Raw genomic sequence first — 18,032 nt, 5'->3', positions numbered from 1 at the left:
CTCGAGCTGCTGGCTGAAAACAATCGATTGCTGATTATCCCAGGCGCCCTCGATCCAGTCGGTGGCAGACAGCCGCACGCCAACCGGGATTTCCGCCGGCAGCGCAGCGCGCAGCGCCTTGAACACCTCAAGCGGAAAACGCAGACGGTTCTCTAATGAGCCGCCATATTCATCGCCACGCTGGTTGCTGAGCGGCGACAGAAACTGGTGCAGCAAATAGCCGTGCGCAGCATGCAGTTCGACCAGCTGAATGCCGATGCGTACCGCGCGCAGGGCGCTATCGACAAAAGCCTGTTTCAGCTGCGCCAGATCCTGTTTGCTGAGTGCGGCCGGCGGACGCTCATCCTGTGCAAACGGCTGCGCAGACGGCGCGACGGTCTGCCAGCCGCCGTGTTCCTTAGAGAGCTGCGCACCGCCTTGCCATGGCGGTGCACAGGATGCTTTGCGCCCGGCGTGACCCAACTGAATGCCAATCGGCAGGGTAGCGTAGCGCCGCACGTCCTCCAGCACGCTGGCCAGCGCGGCTTCAGTGGCGTCGTCCCATAACCCCAGGTCGCCCGGCGTGATACGACCAATGGCTTCCACCGCCGTCGCCTCGATAATCAGCAGTCCCGCGCCGGAGAGCGCCAGCTGGCCGAGATGAATGCGGTGCCAGGCCGTTGCCTGACCTTCTTCCGCTGAGTATTGGCACATCGGTGCAATCACAATGCGATTTTCCAGCGACAACTCGCCAAGCTGCGTCCCGCTAAACAGTAAACTCATGCATACCTCATATCCGCACGTTAATGACTCCCTACAGCATAGGAGCTGCAGCCGGATTTGCAGCAATGCCAGATGTAAGCGGCAATGACACCCATTAATTACAACATACTATTAGTCATTGATGTAATGGTGCCTGATTCGGCTAACGTGCCGGTAAAGCTGACTAGCGCCATTAATTCAAACCAGGGGCTGAGGCTCAACAGAATGCAAGCTAAGGCTAAGGAATTCTGGACAGGCGTAAACCCAGCGGCCCAAAATAACTCCTCATGTTAAAGAGGGATCTGATTAAGTATTATCGAATCATCGGCTAATCAAAGGAACTGTGAAATGGATGAAGCACTACTCGCAATGATGCGTTCAAATGGGCGCAACAGGGCCTGGGCAGAATCGATGGTCAATCTTGAAGCCCGTAAGCTGATTGAAACGGCTAACCGTGAAGCCGGGTTTCACATCAGGGATGGACTTACACGACTCCAGTTTGTGCAGGAAATAAGGGATGTGATTGAAGAGCAGTTCTCGATTGCCCGGCGAGCAAAGTCTGATGAAGAGTGCATGGCCTGCGTAGAAAACCTCAGGGCAGAGACCGAAAATCTTGCAGAGCAGGGGCAAATGCTGCGCAGGAATACTGCGAAACTTTACGCCAAAGTGGAGTTCGTCCGGGAAAATAACAAAATTGTCGGTTATGTGATTTCTGCTGTTCATATTGTGGTATCAGGTGCAGCGCTGTTTGGCGGAATGATCATGATGTCGACAATGACTCCTTTAGGAATACTTGCCGGGGCGATACTTTTTGTTGATGGTATTAATGGGATCACAAAAGAGGCCAGCCATCTTCGTTATGGCGATCAATCCAAATCAGAGGGAATATTTGCAGACAGTTCTATGGAGGCTGCTAAGTATCTGGGTTTTAAACCTGAATCAGGGCTGGCATTTTATAATGCAGTAACCTTGAGTGCTAGTGTTTATAGTATTTTTGGTCTTGCAAGAAAGTCTGGTGCGTGGCGATTATTCAGATGGCTTCCTCGGGATTATTACCGAAAAGTTGAAACCATGAGCAAACCAAAATTAATGATGAAAATTGTCGGTTATGGTGTAAAAGCAAAAGTCATTTTTGACCTTTTGACCCCTGAGAATAACTGAACTTAACTCCGATTTATTCTTTTATAACGCCAGGATTTATAGGTAAGCACCGGCGGTTGTACAAATATTGCAACCGCGATACCGCAAAGTAGCCCGACAGAGCCAGCGAAAAGGTTTTCAGCTGAACCAAACAGAACCAGCAAAACAAAAACGGCAATGCAACCCGTTACAACACAAATCGCTATGATAAAGCGATTTGCCAAATCCTGGATGGTATCACCCATTGAACCACCATAATTTTCGGTATTATTTTTAATTTTCTGGATATCTTTATGACTGAAGCCGGACTCCAGCAGTGATTCTTCGCTAATTTTCATGGATTTCATCCTTAAAATTCACCATAACATCACCGGTAAGTTTACCCGAAAACAGGCGATAAATCGCCATCTGCGAATCATGTTTCGATGTTGGTTATTTTGCATTTAAAACAGCAGCTTACGTCATTAGTCTGGCTTGCTGGTTGTTTGTGATCGAGTTATCAGAGAAGCAGCACAAAACCGGCAGCGATGACCGGCGGCAGCAACACGAACGGCAGTACGGACAATTCTTCACTGAACGCATAGCCGGCTTTGTTGATACCTGTCCACATGTTGATGAATGCGATTATCACCCAGACGGCGATGAAACTTTTCGTGGTTAACTCACTGGGAAAGGGCCCTAAATGCCAGAGCCATCCAAATGCCAGGAAGATGCCAAATAGCGCAAAGCCACAGATAAGGATGACAACGGTGTGCATTTCCGGCGCTCCTGTTTGCATGGTAAAGCGACCGGCGAGCGATCCCGCCGGTCACGGCTGTTATCCTTCACACGACGGTGCTTTCGCTGGCGTCAGAAGATCGGACAATCCAACCCGATGTAGCATTTCGGCGCGCAAACGGTCGATGACCGCAAAGCCGATATTCGCGCCGTCTTCGGACGGATCGTTATGCACACGAAATGGACGCGTACCAAACGGCATACCGACAACATCGGTTATCTGTGCTGCAACGCGCGCGGGATCGGCATCCTCCGGCACTATCCCCGCAAAGGCCTTTTGCACAACATCGCCGAAACCGGCATAAGGACCTGCTTCATACTCCGCGACACGCCCGGTGTCTGCAGGACTTCCTGAATGGGCAAAATGGTTCGTTCCTTTGGTAAAGGCTCCCGGCACGATGATTGTCGTCTCAATGCCGAATCGGCTGAGCTCGCGCGCATACTGAACGGCAAGCGTATCCATCGCCGCTTTGGCGGCAAAGTAAGGGGCCAGATAGGGCGGTGTGCCGCCGGTCACGCTGGAACTGGAAATCCAGACCAGCAGGCCTTCACGGCGGGAGCGCATATGCGGCAGTATGGCCCGGTTGACGCGCTGCGTTCCCAGCACGTTAACGTCATATTGCTGGGCGAACTGCTCTGGCGTGAAGGCTTCGGCCGGGCCGAACATCATGTGGCCAGCATTGTGTACCACCACATCAAGCTTCCCGGCGTCGGATATTACCGTTTCAATGGCAGCATCAACCGATATGTCGCTCTGAACATCAAGTTCCAGCGGCCGGAGGTCAATTCCTTCCCGCGTGGAAAGTTCGCTTAACTGGCGGACATTTGCGGCATTACGACCCGCAATATCCCGCATTGATGCATAAACGGTATGGCCAGCACGAGTCAGCGCTTCGGCAGTCATGCGACCGAAGCCGCTTGACGATCCGGTCACCAGGATAATCTTCTGAGACATAACAGTACTCCTTTGACTCAATCTGCAGTTTGCGGCTCAGACCATTCCGCCATTGGCGCGCAGGATCTGTCCGTTCATCCAGCTGGCCTGTGGTCCGGCGAGGAACGAAACAACACTGGCGATATCCTCAGGCGTGCCGAGGCGTTCCAGCGGATTCATTTTGGACATGCGCGCGATCAGTTCATCGCTTTTCCCGTTGAGGAAGAGGTCGGTCGCAGTCGGACCGGGCGCGACGGCATTGACGGTGATGCTGCGTCCGCGCATCTCTTTGGACATGATGGTTGTCAGTGTTTCGACGGCCGCTTTGGTCGCGGCATAGACGCCATAATTCTCAAGCTTAAGCCCGACAACCGACGTGGAGAAGTTGATGATGCGCCCACCAGAACGCAGGCGGTTTGCCGCTTCGCGCAGGGTGTTAAACGTCCCCTTCAGATTGATGTCAATCTGCTTGGTAAAACTCTGATCGTCGGCGCTGGCCAGCGGAGACAACATCATTACGCCGGCATTATTGACGAGCACATCAATACCACCAAACGCAGATTCGGCTAAATCGAACATGCGTTTGACCTGGCTGGCATCAGCAACGTCCGCCTGCGCGGTGATAGCTCTGCCACCGGCGGCTTCGATCTCCTCAACCACGGCGGCAGCAGCCTCTGCGTTGCCGGCATAGTTCACTACGAGGGCAAAGCCGTCCGCAGCAAGCTGCCTGGCAATGGCGGCACCAATTCCGCGGGATGCACCGGTTACGATTGCAACTTTCTCTGAAGCAGACATAGATATTCTCCCATTTTCGCGCGGTATCGCGCCTGAACACGGAGAAAATTTAGCACTTTAGATTTTCCGAATAATCAGTCATTATCTGGTATCAGAATCCGATAATAACGAACAATACCATGGACAGAATAGATACGATGCGCGTATTCACGCGTGTGGTAGCGCGCCGCAGCTTCACAAGGGCGGCGGAAGATCTTGGCCTGCCACGTTCGACCGTAACGGACGCGATTAAGCAACTTGAGTCGCGCCTCGGGATTAAGCTGCTGGAGCGCACCACGCGTCACGTCAGCCCGACGCTGGACGGTGAAGCCTATTACAAGCGCTGCGTTTCTATACTGGACGATATCGAGGATGCCGAGGGAGCGTTTGCCGGCGCCCGGCCGAAGGGATTGCTGCGTGTCGATGTTCATGGCACGCTGGCAAGACATTTTGTTCTGCCGCACCTACCTTGTTTCCTCGAAGCTTATCCTGATATCGAAATCTATCTTAGCGAGGGTGACCGGCTGGTCGAGCTGGTGCGTGAGGGAATTGATTGTGTCCTGCGTGTCGGAACGCCGCAGGACAGCGATATGATCGCACGCTGCGTCGCCACGCTGGAAGAGGTCACGGTCGCTTCGCCCGGTTACGTCTCCCGGTTCGGGCTTCCGTCGGATCCGGATGAACTGCATTCCGGCCACAGGATGATCGGATTCCGCACCACGGGCAGTAGCGGCATACTCCCGCTGGCATTCAGGGTGGACGGCAAGCGCATCACCACGACGATCAAAACTTCAATTACCGTTAATGCGGCTGATACCTTTGTATCCGTGGCGCGCATGGGTCTCGGCATCATCCAGGTGCCGCGTTATCACGTGGAAGATGATCTGAAGACGGGGGCGCTTGTCGAATTGCTCAAAGCCTTTCCACCTGAACCGTCTCCCGTCTCTGTCCTGTATCCGCGCAACCGACAGCTATCACCCAGAGTCAGGGTCTTCATCGAATGGCTAAAAGATCTCTTCCTGCAGCACGACGTGGATAGCAATGCCGGCAAGTGATCTGTGTGAAAATCGAAAACGGTGCAGAGACGGCTGGCGCCGTCACAGATTACACAAATATTGATAGAGCTCCGCGTCCCGCTGATCCGGCGTAAAGCGCGGGCAGCGGTGGCACTGCTGGCTCAGCGTGCGGTAGTGCTGCAGTAAACCAAGCTCACGCAGCATGCGCAGCCAGCCCATCGGGCCATAACACTGCTGCTCATAAATTTTGTCGCGGATGCTTTTCACGTCCACGCGCAGCAGCGTGGCGTTAAGGTCACTGTAATCCGGGTGCTTTTTGGTGCCGCCGACCTGTTTGAACAGGAAATTGCGCTCGTAAAACGCAGCAACCTTCTCTTTGACCTGAATAAAGATGTCATCCACCTGTTCAATGAAAATGGTGTAGATCATGATTTTCAGGTACAGCATAAACACGATGTTTTCACTGTCTGCCTGATAGCGTACCGACAGCGTGCCAAGCTCTACCACTTTGCGCTTTTCCAGCTGCAGGGCGGCCATCTCTTCACGAAAAAGTTTGCTGCACGGCAGACGGTTATTGTGATTGGCGATGACGCTTAGCGTGCCGAGGATATCCTGGCCTTTGCGGGCGAGAAACAGCGTGCTTTCCGGATTCAGCAGCCCTTCGTTATAGAGAAAAATTGAGCGTTTTTCCTTAACGATTCCACTGCGCCGGTACTGTTCGTTGGTCACCTCCATCCCTTTAAGGAAGTCAATCAATCCGCTTGCCGGTGTAATGCTAATGCGCTGATCGATACCATTAAGTATCCTGCACATTCTGTGGGTTCTTTTTGTCAGTACGCCATCAGAGATAGCGCTGCTAATCACTGATTTCCTTGTTAAATGCACTGTAATCCTCAACCAGTCCACATTAAAGTTTCGCTAATATAATAAATATAATTTAATGATTGAATAAATTTTTGCTGCAAATTTAGATCTTCAGAAAAGCGTGGCGGCAGGGGATAAGGCGCGTTACAGGGGAGAAAATACCGGCGGTAACAACCGGAACGATAGCAGGGATAATGATTAGCGTGATTTAATATTCGTAGTCGAACAAACAGCATGGCGCTGGCTGATTTCAACGCCTCGTCGCGACAAAGGATTTTAACTGATCAATAAACGCTCTCAGCGAGGCCGACATATGGGGATTGTTAACGTAATAGAGATTAAGACCTGAAAACACTGCAGACCACTCGCCCAGTACCTGCCTGAGTTCGCCGCGTTCAATCCAGGGTTGGGCGAACTGATCGCTGGCGATTTATGCAGCATTCACCCGTCGTCCAGCGGCCATCGCCACGCATGACATCATTACCGCCTTTAATCCTGAAAATCCCGTCGCTGATTATGTGCTTAACTTAGCGTTGACACGACAACAGGGTGAAACATGACGTTTAAAAGGAAAAATGAAGCGGCAATCATTTCAGGTTCCTCGCTGCTGCGCAGTATTTTGCTGTCCGGCGGATTGCTGATATGCGCGATCATTGCGCTCACCCTGTGGACGCTGCGCGAAGACTGGCACGGCGCGGTGCGCCAGACGGAAGAGATGGCGGTCAATCTTTCCCTGTCACAGTCACGTCAGGCGGAAGATACCGTACTCCAGACCGAACTGGCCCTGCGTGAAGTGCAGCGCGACCTGCAGGCGCAGCCGCTGGAAAAGCTCAACGCCGCCAACCTGAGCCAGATTATGCGCGATCTGCAAAGCCGTCTGCCGCAGCTGCACGGGCTGTTTTACTACGATGAGCAGGGACGCTGGATCGCCACCTCCACGCGCAGCGTGCCGGTGGGCACCAACAACTCTGACCGTGAATATTTCCGCTATCATCGCAACAACAGCCGTGACAGTTTGCACATTGGCCCGGTGATTCGCAGCCGCAGCACTGGCGATCTGGTTATTCCGGTTTCCCTGCGCGTCAGCGATGCCGCGCGTGATTTCAAAGGCATCCTGTTAGCCACCATTAAGGTGGATTATTTCCGCCGTTTTTACAGTTACTACGAACTGGGGCCGCGCGACGTGCTGGTACTGATGCTGGCAGACAGCACGGTGCTTTATGCCCGTCCGATGCCCGACAGCTATATCGGCAAAAGTCTCTCCGCCAGCCATCTGTTCCAGCAGATGCTGGTGAAAGCCGATCGCGGCAGCGGCGAGTGGAACGCGGCGCTGGATGGCCAGGTGCGTATCTTCGGCTTCGCCAGCTCAGAACGCTATCCGCTGGTCGTCGCGGCGGGTTATGACAAGCGCAATCTGTATCTGCGCTGGGTGAAAGGAAGACTGCAGGATATTTCCCTGAACGTGGCGCTGCTGGTCGCGATTATCCTGCTGGGACTGTTTGTCATTCGTCAGGCTCGGCATAGCCAGCATTATCAGGAAGCGCTGCTCAAACTAAAAAACGACCTCGCCGATGCCAATCACCATCTGGATCAGCTGGCGTTTTTTGATGGGCTGACCGGTCTGGCTAACCGCAGACAGTTTGACCGCTTTTTGCAGAATGCTTTGCATCATCTGCGGGAAAAATCAGCACCGGTGTCGCTGATTCTGATGGATATTGACTACTTCAAACACTACAACGATCGCTACGGGCACGTGGCAGGCGATCACTGTTTACGCCAGGTGGCCGACGCGCTTAAACGCCTCAAGCTGCGGCAGAGCGACATGGTCGCGCGCTATGGCGGCGAGGAGTTTGCCATCATCCTCGCCGGTGCCGATCAGCATGCGGCGCTGAATATTGCGCGTCAGGCAGTACAGGCGATTGCTGACCTGCATCTGCCTCACGCCGCTTCCGCACTGCCCGACGCGCAGGTGACGCTCAGCGCGGGCTGTGCGACCACCTGGCATGACGATCAGGCCGGCAACCTGATCGAGCATGCTGATGCGGCGTTGTACCAGGCCAAGCATAGCGGACGCAATCAGGCGCAGGCCTGGCGGGCAGTGAGTGATTAACGGTTAAAACCAGGAATGAAGCGTGAAACATCGACTTCCATAAACTGCGAGCGCTGGAAGTTGTGTTTCAGGTCATACGGCACCGTACAGTCAAAAATGGTTTTACAGGTAATGCCATGGGCGCGAATCGAGTTGCTGAAGGCCGGATCCTGTGAGGGATCGAGCGGGTGACAGCGCACGCCGGGAATAAAGATGGTATCCGCGTCGCCCTGATAACGCGTGGTCATCGCCCAAATCACGTCATTTAAATCGAACACATCAACATCCTCATCGACCAGGAACACGTGCTTCAGCTCTGAAAAGGCCGAGAAAGCCAGCAGGGCAGCCTGACGCTGTCGTCCCTCATCCTGCGGGCCGCGCTTATTGATTTGCAGCACCGCAACATATTTCCCGGTGCCTGGCGAAGGGCAATGTACATTCTTCACCAGACCCGGTAACGCACGCTCAACCATATCGAGAATGCTGGCTTCGGTCGGGATTCCGGCCAGATTGGTGTGCTCGTCGCTCGGTCCGATGCAGGTTTGCAGGATGGGATTTTTGCGGTGCGTCACGGCTTTGACTTTAATCACCGGCACTGCCGCCTGCGCTTCACCTGTATAACCCGGGAATTCCGGCATCGCTTTACCGCTATGGGTATGCTGATCTTCCTGTACGCGATAATCCGGCACCAGTTCACCCTCAATCACGATCTCTGCATGGGCAATGGCGCGGGCATCAACGGCGACCCCCTTAACCAGCTCAACCGCCCGACCGCGCAGACCCCCGGCTATCGCCAGCTCATCAAAACCGAGCGGCGTGGTCGGCGGCTCGAAGCAGGCGCCAATTTCGATGGCCGGATCGACGCCAATACTGATGGTAATCGGCAACGCTTTGCCCGCCTGCTCAGCCTTAATGCGGAACTGATCAAGATGGCGGCCCGGCACAAAGTACATCGAGATCTCATCTTTGCCCTGCACGCACAAGCGGTGAATAGTGACGTCGTGTTCGCCGGTTTCCGGATCGGCGGCATAACACATCCCCATGGTGAAATAGGGGCCGGCATCTTCAGGCGTGTTGGTTGGCGCGGGCAGCAGACGGCGGATATCAAAACCGTCATCTGTGGCGAGGTGCACCACTTCCTGACAAACCGCCTGCTGCTGGCTTATTTCCACCGGTGCAATGGCGTTGTGTACCGATGAACGCAGCAGATGCGCCAGCTTTTCTTTCGGTACTCCTAACAGGCGCGCCACGCGCTGCCGTGAGGCCAGCAAACCAATCAGTACGCGAAAGTTGTCGTAACCTTTGATGTGATTAAACACCATCGCCGGTCCGGTCTGCGTGGGACGCATCACGGTACCGCCCGCGCCAACGTAACGATAGACACCGGACAGTTCCGCTTCGGGATTCACCGGTTCATCAGTCTCAATATACTCACCATCAAATTGTTTCAGCAGTTCGATGGCAGAGCGCAGATCGTAAACCTCACTGCTGTGCGAAGAGGGAGATGTGTTTGACATAGGCTGTTCCTTAGTTTGAGAGTGTCTGGTCATCACTGGCGGGATGCAAACCCTGCCAGCGCGTGGCGCCAGCAGTGTCGATACCAAGCTGATCCAGCACGCGACCCACGATATGATTTTCCACATCGGCGATTGTGGCCGGATGGTTGTACCAGGCCGGTACAGGCGGAATCAGGCTGACGCCCATGCGTGACAGCGCCAGCATGTTTTCCAGATGAATGGTGTTAAGCGGGGTTTCGCGCGGTACCAGAATCAGTTTGCGCTGCTCTTTCAGGACGACATCAGCGGCGCGGCCAATCAGCCCTTCCGCATACCCGCTGCGGATACCGGCCAGCGTTTTCATGCTGCAGGGAATAATCACCATCCCGTCGGTGACAAATGAGCCCGAAGAGATAGTCGCGGCCTGGTCACCGGCCGGATGAAACACATTGGCCAGCTGTTTGATGTCGTTGAGAGAACAGTTGGTTTCATGTTCCAGCGTCACTTTTCCCCAGCGTGACAAAATGAGATGCGTTTCGATGTGCGGAATGTCCGCCAGCTGCCGCAGTAATCGCAGCGCGAGTGGGGCACCGGTGGCACCGGTTACGCCGACAATAATGCGCATAAGGCCTCCTGTGAAAGGCAAAAATTTTCCGGCGCGTTCCTGCCGTCGCCGTCCTGCTGGCAAAGATAATGCGCTCGCTAATCATGGTCTAATTGGTATTATGGTTTTATTAATAACGAATCCTTATCAGGTGTGGCATGGATTACCGTAAGCTGCGTTCTTTTCTGGCACTCGCCGATACGCTGCATTTCGCGCGGGCGGCGGCAGTGGTCAACCTCACGCAACCGGCATTGTCTCAGCATATTCAGGCACTGGAGCAGCAGTGGGGCGTGAAGTTATTTGCGCGCGACAAGCGTAAGGTGAGTCTGACGCGCGAAGGCGTATTGCTGCTCGGGGAAGTCCAGCAGACGGTGCAGCGTGTGGAGCATCTGCAGGACACGATTAAGCAGGTGGCCGCCGGGCGACGCGGCATGTTACGCATTGGCTATGTGGGCACATCTATGCTGGAGCCGGCGCTGGTCAAAATTATCCGTGCCTTCAGACGTGATTTTCCCCAGATCGCGCTGCAACCCGTGGAGTACAGCGTCAACCAACAGCTAAGCCTGCTGGAGAGCGGCGATTTGGATATCGGCATCCTGCGCGGGCCGCTGCCGGAACGTCGTCAGATTAGCCGGCAAATTCTGCATCAAACCTCGCTGTGTGCGGTGCTGGCCGACGACCATCCGCTGGCGCAGCAGGCCTGCGTCTCGCTGGCTGATTTGGTAGCGGAGCCGCTGATTTTGCAGGAAGATCCGGAAGGCATCGGGCTGGGTGGCGCGGTGCTTAATCTCTATGCCGCCGCCAGGCAGATTCCCGCCAGCGTGCTCCGCGCGCGCGATGTGGCCACCGCCGTTGACCTCGCTGCGCTGGGGCTGGGCGTGACCTTCATCCCCCACGCCCCGGAGAGATTTTTGCGGCAGGATGTGGCACTACTGTCGCTGGCACAGCAGGATGTCACGACGGCACTCTACCTGTGCTGGAAAACCGGCGCGGCCAACCCGGAGATCCGGCGCTTTGCCGGGTACGCGCAGTCGCACTATGGTGAGGAACCCGCTGCGTAATCAGCCGGGCATTCCAGCCTCAGCGGCGTTATGGGGATCTGGCTGGCGAATTGCTATGCCATATCGGCTAAATTGTGATTCACTGACGTCATCTATTGTCAGATTATGCGTGAGAAGCGCAGTCATGAAGCCAACACTGAATCAGCTAATGAGTTTTTGTACCGTGGCAGAAGTGGGGAATATAGGCCGGGCAGCAGAAAAGCTGAATATTTCGCAGCCACCGCTAAGCAGACAAATAGCCCAGCTCGAACGCGATGTGGGTGCGAAACTGTTTACCCGTAATGCCAAAGGCATGAAACTTACCTTTGCCGGCGAGCAATTCCTGAAAGATGCTTACGCTGTATTAAGAATGATGCAGCAGGCGTGTAGTAATGTGCAGGCTGTTTCAGAAGGGCAAATGGGATTAATTAAGCTGGGCGCAACCATGTACGCATCGTACAGTGTGGTGCCGCAACTGGTCATGAAACATAGAATGAATTACCCTAGTATTGATCTGCAATTTCAGGAAATGATCCCGACCGGGTTAAACGCTGCGCTGGAGGATGGGCGGCTGGACGTTGCGATTAGCTTTTCGGAAGTCACCAGCTCCGCGATTAACTCGCTGGTGTTATTGCGTGAACCGTTAATTGTCGCGCTTCCTGCGGATCATCCCCAGGCCAATGTTGAAAATTTCACCCTTGAAACGCTGGCCAATGACCCGTTTATCATTGTGCCTCGCCCTATGTCGCCGCTGCTTTATGACAGAATTTTTAATCAATGCCTTAAAGCCGGTTTTAGTCCACATATTGGCGTTGAGGTTTCAGTCCAGCAAACCATCGTTAATTTCGTCGCTCATGGATTAGGGGTGGCCATCATTCCGGCAAGTATGGCGACGGCGCAGATAAGAGGCATTAATTATCGGAAAATTGCGGACGCAAATACCATCGAAAATATCCTGATGTGGTCTTCTGATAATAAAAATCCAGCGCTGGAACACTTTGTTAACCAATGCCGTGCCCTCGCAGAGGAGTTAAGCACGGCATCGGATACCCGCATCAGTTCTTAGCAATCACGATTTCGATCAGGCTGGGTTTACCGCTGGCGATAGCCTCTTCGACAGCCGCAGCGATCTGTGAAGCCACCTCAATCTTACGCGTTTTCAGCCCCAGCGCGGTGCCAAGTGCCTGATAATCAATCACAGGATCTACCAAATCCATGGCGATAAAACGATTGGTTTGCGCCGAGGTGTAATCATCTTTAGACCGCATAAAGTTCTTAAGAACATTATATTCAGTATTGTTCATCACAATAAAGGTTACCGGCAATTGCTCATGGGCGGCGGTCCACAGCGACTGAGGCGAATACATTGCCGCACCATCCCCCACAAAACAGACAACAGGGGCTTTGCCCAGTCCGAGGGAATATCCCACTGCAGCGGGCATTCCCCAGCCCAGACCGCCACCGCGCATAAAAGCATATTGATCTGCTCTGTTACTCGACAGCGATCTACGCAGCGATTGTGAGGTCGCAATGGCCTCGTCAACAATTGTTATATCCGGACCAATAGCGCGCGCGGCCTCAAATGCGGCGATCAATGGCGTAATCTTCGTGGCCGACTGCTGCTCTTGTACCGACTGTAATAAGTTCTCTTTAGTTTGTTCGAACTGTGCTGCCGCAGCCGCGAAACGACGCTGATAATCCGGGCGATTATGCGCGGTAGCCTCTTTCAGCTCAGGTAGCAGCACCGCCAGCGATAATTTAATATCGCCGAGAGTTGAGAGCTCGCTACGATAAGTTCGTCCCAAATCGCCTGCATCGGCTGAGAGCTGGAACACTTTACAATGCTCCGGCACGGCACGCCCCTCGGTGTAGAGGATGGTGATGAGCGATTTACCGCCGAGCGCAAAGATTGCATCGTATTGATCAAGCGCTTTGGCAATGTCCGTCGCCTGAGTAGAGAGATTGCCTCGCCACAGAGGATGCGCGGTGGGATACGGAATCCGATTCGGCCAGGTTGAGCCGTAAACGTCAGCGGCCAGCAACTCAGCCAGTGCGACAACTTCCGCAGCCGCGCCGCTTTGATGAATCTCATCGCCGGCAATAATCGCGACCTTGCCAGGGGTGAAGGCGGCTAACTTTTTGGCTAACAGCGGCAGTGAACCTGCGACCGCTTTACGATCAACGTTAGACGGCGCGCCGATGTCGACGGAGCTCATGGCTTCCATCACATCCATCGGTAAAGAGAGGAAAACCGGGCCTTTGGGCGCAGCGTCCGCATCATGAAAAGCACGGCGAACCAGGATTGGTAACTGGTCAACGCTGGTGACTTCCTTCGACCATTTGGAAAAAATCTTACCCATACTCACTAAGTCCCCCAGCAGCAGGGGATCGGTGATGCTGTGGCGTAAATCCTGCTGGCCAGCCGTCACCACTAATGGCGTTTGCGAGCAAACCGCATTGTGCAGATTGCCCATGCCGTGCCCCAGACCACCGGCCGTGTGCAGATTGAGAAAACCGGGCTTACCGGCAGCCTGCGCGTAACCATCGGCCATCGCAACCGCACTGGCTTCCTGCAAGGCAAGCACATAGTTGATGTTGGGATTTCTGAGCAGGGCGTCCATGAACGGTAATTCAGTCGTACCTGGGTTACCGAACACATACTCAACGCCTTCGCTCTCTAACACTTCCAGCAGGACATCACCACCGCGGCGTACCGGGATGTCGTTTAATTTTGCAATCGGTTTATTCATCGTTGTTCACCTCTGACTATCGGTTAATAATCCGCCAGTTTCCGGGCTGAATGTATCTTAGAAGCAGGGTGAGCGTTGATTCCAATACTAAGATTGGCCTGTTTGATACCCTAAAAGGTATGACTATGAGGCAAAGCCGCGTGATTAAAGGTGCCCATTCATCAGATCCACCATCGCCCCGGCATGCGCATCAACGTGGCGAATGTAGCGCATCACCGTTTCCGGCTTCTTCCAGGTGCCTTCCTGCATAATCTGCGCGGTGCTGTACTTATTGCTGGCCATGTCGATGGCGGCACCGACCCGGGTGCTATGTCCCGACCAGCCGCGATAGCGATTCTTATTGGGTTGTACGCCGGTGCCTGGTCCCGCTTCACGCCAGGCGCGGACGAAAATATCCTCCAGCGCGCGAGTCGAGAGCGGTTTATCGCAGACAATCTGCGCCTGGTTGGCGCGGTGCACCGGGCCAAAAATGAACGCGTCGGGTTCTGCGATCAGCCCGGATACCACCAGCCATTCGGTCAGCCGTTGTGATGAGAGATCGCCGAGTGCCTTAATCAGTCCCCCGGTCATCACAATGGTTTTGGTCCAGGCGACATCGAGAATGATACGGCCATCGGCCGAGCGCGAAATGTCACGCACCCGCAGGCGGCTCAGTTCACTGATGCGTAACAGCGTGGCGTAAGCCACATGCAAAAATGCCAGATCGCGCTGCTGTTGCAGGCGGTCAGAGTCCGCCCAGCGCTGATCCAGCTTAAGTAAATCCCGAATGCGAAAGGGAATGGCCTGACCGGCACGTTCACCGGCTATCACCGCGCTGCGATTGATTTTTTTCACCGCGCGGAACACCAGCGGCGAAACATTGGGCGGCACCAGTCCGGCGTTACGGTGTAACATGGAAATCAGTGCAGCATGAGTTGCGATTGTCGAAGAGGCGCGTCCCGATGCCTGAAGCCACAGCAGGTAATCACGCAGATCGGCAGGATCCATCGGTAAAAATTGCCGGCCATGTTCAGTCGCCCAGCGGCTGCCGATCCGCATAACGCTCAGCAACTGTCGCCACGTGTTATCAGAAAACGCCTCTTTATCACTGACAAATTCTCTCAGGCGTTCAGCAATATCCTCATCAGCACTGTGCATCAGGGCCGGGCTGGCGGTAATCCCGGGCAGGGTGTCCGTTTTACTCATTAATTTATGACGTCGCTACGTGAATTCTGTGCATGTAGCAGGGTCATCACCCGCCAGATTTAACGTAGCGGTGCCGGTTTTTTATGCACGATGTGGCGCAGACACACTGCATCATGTTAACCAAAGGTGATGATCCTGCGGATCCTGACTTCATATAATGCCAATTATATGAAGTCAGCTATTCTAACCGCTGAAAATCTGGATGGACAGCGCTAAAGGGGATGGAAAACTCGATGGTGAAGTTTTTTCAACTGACAAACGCGCCGTCAGCTGTCAGGCTAAGGATGGGCAGTGTGATAGCGCAGATTAGCGCCTGATTTTGCAGGTTTTTTGCCCAACCTTTGCTTACTTACCCTCAGCGCGAGCCTGGTGCAGGCAACATGAAGTTAGCTCATCTTGCTTTGAAATTTAATCACTTTTCCTCACGCAGGGACTCTGGCATAACTAAGGCCATGTTAAATATTTTCGACAATATGACCACTGCTGAATTTGCAAACCTGTAAACGTTTTGAGAACTCCGGTAAAGGAGAGAACAGCGTCAGGTTGCAAGCAGAAATCAGGATGCCCGCTCGCGATGAAAAATGATTTTACCTTTAGTATAAAAAGCACGCGCTTCGATGAGAATTACAATCCCTCCAAAGATACGCGCATTACCACCAATTTTGCCAACCTGGCGCGCGGCAGCAATCGTGAAGAGAATCTGCGCAACGCGCTGATCATGATGAACAACCGTTTCAATTCGCTGGCAAACTGGGACAACCCAAAAGGCGATCGCTATGCGGTTGAACTGGATATCATTTCTGTAGAGATGAATCTGGGGGCAGGCGGCGAGGGCAAAAGCTTTCCGGCGATTGAGATCCTGAAAACCAATATTGTTGATAAAAAAACCAGTGAGCGCATTGAAGGCATCACCGGCAACAATTTCTCTTCATATGTGCGTGATTATGATTTCAGCGTTTTGCTGTCCGAGCATAATAAAGGCCGTTCCGGTTTCAGTATTCCGGATGACTTCGGCGTGCTGCACGGCAATATTTTCCGCCATTTTGTCAACTCAGAGACGTATAAGGCTAACTTCCGCAAAGCGCCGGTGATTTGCCTCAGCGTCTCCAGCAAAAATATTTACCGTCGTACCGGTAACCAGCATCCGGTGCTGGGCATTGAGTATCAGCAAAATGAATCTTCATTGACCGATCTCTATTTCGCCAAAATGGGACTCAGGGCGCGCTATTTCATGCCGGCCAACAGCGTGGCGCCGTTCGCCTTCTATTTCTCCGGTGATCTGCTGAGCGATTACAGCAATCTTGAGCTGATCAGCACCATCAGTACGATGGAAACTTTCCAGCGAATTTACCGCCCTGAGATTTACAATGCGAACTCACCGGCGGGCATTGAATATCAGCCAGACCTGTATCATCAGGATCACTCGCTGACCAAAATTGTTTACGATCGCGAAGAGCGCACGCGACTGGCGATTGAGCAGGGTAAATTTACCGAAGAGCAGTTTATTAAGCCTTACCACAGCATTCTGAAGCAGTGGTCTGATCATTTCGCTCTTTGATTAACGAATAAATAAGGTTATTGATTAATGAAAACATTATTACCGACGTCAACCGCTGGCAGCTTACCAAAACCTTCCTGGCTGGCGCAGCCAGAGACATTATGGTCGCCGTGGAAATTGCAGGGCGATGAGCTGATTCAGGGCAAACAGGATGCGCTGCGTTTATGTCTGGACGACCAGCAGCAGGCCGGTATTGATATCGTCAGCGACGGCGAGCAAACGCGCCAGCACTTCGTCACCACCTTTATCGAACACCTTAACGGCGTTGACTTTGAAAATCGCAAAACGGTGCGCATCCGTAATCGTTATGATGCCAGCGTACCCGGCGTGGTGGGCGAAGTGAGCCGGCAGAAACCGGTCTTTGTCGATGATGCCAAATACCTGCGTCAGCTGACGCAGCGTCCAATCAAATGGGCGCTGCCGGGCCCGATGACCATGATCGACACGCTGTATGACGATCACTATAAAAGCCGTGAGAAGCTGGCCTGGGAATTCGCTAAAATTCTCAACCAGGAAGCGCGCGAATTAGAAGCCGCTGGCGTTGATATTATTCAGTTCGACGAGCCCGCGTTTAACGTCTTTTTCGACGAGGTGAATGACTGGGGCATTGCCGCTCTGGAAAGAGCCATTGAAGGCCTTAAATGTGAAACCGCAGTGCACATTTGCTACGGCTACGGCATCAAAGCCAACACCGACTGGAAGAAAACGCTGGGTACCGAGTGGCGCCAGTATGAGGAGATCTTCCCTAAACTGCAGAGTTCCGGTATTGATATCGTTTCGCTGGAGTGTCAGAACTCACGCGTGCCGATGGATTTGATTGAACTGATTCGTGGTAAAAAAGTCATGGTTGGCGCGATTGATGTCGCCACCAACACCATCGAAACACCGGAAGAAGTGGCTGCCACGCTGCGTAAAGCGCTGCAGTTTGTAGATGCCGATAAACTTTATCCAAGCACCAACTGTGGCATGACGCCGCTGTCGCGTCATGTGGCTTACGGCAAGCTGCAGGCATTAAGTGCCGGCGCGGAGATTGTGCGGAAAGAACTGCAGGGCTAACGCGTAAC

At 53.6% G+C, this 18,032-nt stretch carries 17 protein-coding genes; 7 read left to right on the top strand and 10 right to left on the bottom strand.

The window, feature by feature from the left end; genetic code table 11:
• On the bottom strand, nucleotides 1-762 hold a 762-nt coding region (locus ERD80_RS14725), incomplete at its 3' end, for an oxidoreductase (RefSeq protein WP_136547400.1).
• Nucleotides 763-1,089: 327 nt separating this feature from the next.
• On the opposite strand from ERD80_RS14725, the gene ERD80_RS14720 reads away from it, so the two are divergent.
• Nucleotides 1,090-1,902, top strand: coding sequence for a DUF4225 domain-containing protein (locus tag ERD80_RS14720; protein ID WP_136547398.1), 813 nt, complete (start codon nucleotides 1,090-1,092; stop codon nucleotides 1,900-1,902).
• Between the two features lie 2 nt (nucleotides 1,903-1,904).
• Here the strand turns inward: ERD80_RS14720 and ERD80_RS14715 are convergent, their stop codons facing one another.
• The 4 genes from ERD80_RS14715 to ERD80_RS14700 form a co-directional block, all read right to left on the bottom strand.
• Nucleotides 1,905-2,219 (bottom strand): hypothetical protein, encoded by a 315-nt coding sequence (locus tag ERD80_RS14715; RefSeq protein ID WP_136547397.1) that lies wholly within the window; start codon nucleotides 2,217-2,219, stop codon nucleotides 1,905-1,907.
• Nucleotides 2,220-2,380: 161 nt separating this feature from the next.
• Nucleotides 2,381-2,638 carry a hypothetical protein gene (locus ERD80_RS14710; protein ID WP_136547395.1) on the bottom strand — a complete coding sequence of 86 codons (258 nt, stop codon included), beginning with the start codon at nucleotides 2,636-2,638 and terminating at the stop codon, nucleotides 2,381-2,383.
• A gap of 60 nt (nucleotides 2,639-2,698) precedes the next feature.
• Nucleotides 2,699-3,613 (bottom strand): SDR family oxidoreductase, encoded by a 915-nt coding sequence (locus ERD80_RS14705; RefSeq protein ID WP_136547393.1) that lies wholly within the window; start codon nucleotides 3,611-3,613, stop codon nucleotides 2,699-2,701.
• A 36-nt stretch (nucleotides 3,614-3,649) separates the two neighbouring features.
• A complete protein-coding gene (locus ERD80_RS14700) occupies nucleotides 3,650-4,387 on the bottom strand; it encodes an SDR family oxidoreductase (RefSeq protein ID WP_136547391.1) in 738 nt (245 codons plus the stop codon).
• Nucleotides 4,388-4,506: 119 nt separating this feature from the next.
• On the opposite strand from ERD80_RS14700, the gene ERD80_RS14695 reads away from it, so the two are divergent.
• Nucleotides 4,507-5,421: a LysR family transcriptional regulator gene (locus tag ERD80_RS14695; RefSeq protein ID WP_136547389.1), complete on the top strand. Its 915-nt coding sequence runs from the start codon at nucleotides 4,507-4,509 to the stop codon at nucleotides 5,419-5,421.
• A gap of 42 nt (nucleotides 5,422-5,463) precedes the next feature.
• Here ERD80_RS14695 and ERD80_RS14690 read toward each other — a convergent pair whose 3' ends face one another.
• Complete coding sequence (locus tag ERD80_RS14690; protein ID WP_136547388.1) at nucleotides 5,464-6,111, bottom strand: hypothetical protein; 648 nt, start codon at nucleotides 6,109-6,111, stop codon at nucleotides 5,464-5,466.
• Nucleotides 6,112-6,802: 691 nt separating this feature from the next.
• On the opposite strand from ERD80_RS14690, the gene ERD80_RS14685 reads away from it, so the two are divergent.
• Nucleotides 6,803-8,356 (top strand): sensor domain-containing diguanylate cyclase, encoded by a 1,554-nt coding sequence (locus ERD80_RS14685; protein WP_127834907.1) that lies wholly within the window; start codon nucleotides 6,803-6,805, stop codon nucleotides 8,354-8,356.
• Here ERD80_RS14685 and ERD80_RS14680 read toward each other — a convergent pair.
• Together ERD80_RS14680 and ERD80_RS14675 are read right to left on the bottom strand one after the other, a co-directional pair.
• Nucleotides 8,353-9,852, bottom strand: coding sequence for a UbiD family decarboxylase (locus ERD80_RS14680; protein WP_021509403.1), 1,500 nt, complete (start codon nucleotides 9,850-9,852; stop codon nucleotides 8,353-8,355). The genes ERD80_RS14685 and ERD80_RS14680 overlap by 4 nt on opposite strands.
• A 10-nt stretch (nucleotides 9,853-9,862) precedes the next feature.
• Complete coding sequence (locus ERD80_RS14675) at nucleotides 9,863-10,456, bottom strand: UbiX family flavin prenyltransferase (protein WP_104187331.1); 594 nt, start codon at nucleotides 10,454-10,456, stop codon at nucleotides 9,863-9,865.
• Nucleotides 10,457-10,593: 137 nt separating this feature from the next.
• Here ERD80_RS14675 and ERD80_RS14670 point away from each other — a divergent pair, with 137 nt between their 5' ends.
• Together ERD80_RS14670 and ERD80_RS14665 are read left to right on the top strand one after the other, a co-directional pair.
• Nucleotides 10,594-11,496, top strand: coding sequence for a LysR family transcriptional regulator (locus ERD80_RS14670; protein ID WP_136547386.1), 903 nt, complete (start codon nucleotides 10,594-10,596; stop codon nucleotides 11,494-11,496).
• A 124-nt stretch (nucleotides 11,497-11,620) separates the two neighbouring features.
• Nucleotides 11,621-12,541, top strand: coding sequence for a LysR family transcriptional regulator (locus ERD80_RS14665; RefSeq protein WP_136547384.1), 921 nt, complete (start codon nucleotides 11,621-11,623; stop codon nucleotides 12,539-12,541).
• Here ERD80_RS14665 and ERD80_RS14660 read toward each other — a convergent pair.
• Nucleotides 12,531-14,225 (bottom strand): thiamine pyrophosphate-binding protein, encoded by a 1,695-nt coding sequence (locus ERD80_RS14660; RefSeq protein ID WP_125311297.1) that lies wholly within the window; start codon nucleotides 14,223-14,225, stop codon nucleotides 12,531-12,533. The two genes, ERD80_RS14665 and ERD80_RS14660, sit on opposite strands and share 11 nt — an antisense overlap.
• 144 nt (nucleotides 14,226-14,369) lie before the next feature.
• Entirely contained in the window at nucleotides 14,370-15,410 is a 1,041-nt protein-coding gene (locus ERD80_RS14655) for a tyrosine-type recombinase/integrase (protein ID WP_125311296.1), read from the bottom strand.
• A gap of 574 nt (nucleotides 15,411-15,984) precedes the next feature.
• On the opposite strand from ERD80_RS14655, the gene ERD80_RS14650 reads away from it, so the two are divergent.
• Together ERD80_RS14650 and ERD80_RS14645 are read left to right on the top strand one after the other, a co-directional pair.
• Entirely contained in the window at nucleotides 15,985-16,968 is a 984-nt protein-coding gene (locus tag ERD80_RS14650) for a DUF1852 domain-containing protein (RefSeq protein ID WP_125311294.1), read from the top strand.
• 27 nt (nucleotides 16,969-16,995) lie between these two features.
• Entirely contained in the window at nucleotides 16,996-18,024 is a 1,029-nt protein-coding gene (locus ERD80_RS14645; protein WP_021509410.1) for a methionine synthase, read from the top strand.
• Nucleotides 18,025-18,032: the final 8 nt, after the last annotated feature.

The sequence above is a fragment of the Pantoea sp. R102 genome (assembly GCF_004916815.1).
Taxonomy (GTDB): Bacteria; Pseudomonadota; Gammaproteobacteria; order Enterobacterales; family Enterobacteriaceae; genus Pantoea; species Pantoea dispersa.
This window is presented reverse-complemented; position numbering and strand designations above follow the sequence as displayed.

What these genes read in the sequence shown, in the direction of transcription:
- ERD80_RS14655 (WP_125311296.1), bottom strand. Translation starts at nt 15,410, where the DNA reads ATGAGTAAAACGGACACCCTGCCCGGGATTACCGCCAGCCCGGCCCTG.
- ERD80_RS14645 (WP_021509410.1), top strand. Translation starts at nt 16,996, where the DNA reads ATGAAAACATTATTACCGACGTCAACCGCTGGCAGCTTACCAAAACCT.
- ERD80_RS14705 (WP_136547393.1), bottom strand. Translation starts at nt 3,613, where the DNA reads ATGTCTCAGAAGATTATCCTGGTGACCGGATCGTCAAGCGGCTTCGGT.
- ERD80_RS14670 (WP_136547386.1), top strand. Translation starts at nt 10,594, where the DNA reads ATGGATTACCGTAAGCTGCGTTCTTTTCTGGCACTCGCCGATACGCTG.
- ERD80_RS14710 (WP_136547395.1), bottom strand. Translation starts at nt 2,638, where the DNA reads ATGCACACCGTTGTCATCCTTATCTGTGGCTTTGCGCTATTTGGCATC.
- ERD80_RS14665 (WP_136547384.1), top strand. Translation starts at nt 11,621, where the DNA reads ATGAAGCCAACACTGAATCAGCTAATGAGTTTTTGTACCGTGGCAGAA.
- ERD80_RS14715 (WP_136547397.1), bottom strand. Translation starts at nt 2,219, where the DNA reads ATGAAAATTAGCGAAGAATCACTGCTGGAGTCCGGCTTCAGTCATAAA.
- ERD80_RS14695 (WP_136547389.1), top strand. Translation starts at nt 4,507, where the DNA reads ATGGACAGAATAGATACGATGCGCGTATTCACGCGTGTGGTAGCGCGC.
- ERD80_RS14720 (WP_136547398.1), top strand. Translation starts at nt 1,090, where the DNA reads ATGGATGAAGCACTACTCGCAATGATGCGTTCAAATGGGCGCAACAGG.
- ERD80_RS14675 (WP_104187331.1), bottom strand. Translation starts at nt 10,456, where the DNA reads ATGCGCATTATTGTCGGCGTAACCGGTGCCACCGGTGCCCCACTCGCG.
- ERD80_RS14650 (WP_125311294.1), top strand. Translation starts at nt 15,985, where the DNA reads ATGAAAAATGATTTTACCTTTAGTATAAAAAGCACGCGCTTCGATGAG.
- ERD80_RS14680 (WP_021509403.1), bottom strand. Translation starts at nt 9,852, where the DNA reads ATGTCAAACACATCTCCCTCTTCGCACAGCAGTGAGGTTTACGATCTG.
- ERD80_RS14700 (WP_136547391.1), bottom strand. Translation starts at nt 4,387, where the DNA reads ATGTCTGCTTCAGAGAAAGTTGCAATCGTAACCGGTGCATCCCGCGGA.
- ERD80_RS14660 (WP_125311297.1), bottom strand. Translation starts at nt 14,225, where the DNA reads ATGAATAAACCGATTGCAAAATTAAACGACATCCCGGTACGCCGCGGT.
- ERD80_RS14685 (WP_127834907.1), top strand. Translation starts at nt 6,803, where the DNA reads ATGACGTTTAAAAGGAAAAATGAAGCGGCAATCATTTCAGGTTCCTCG.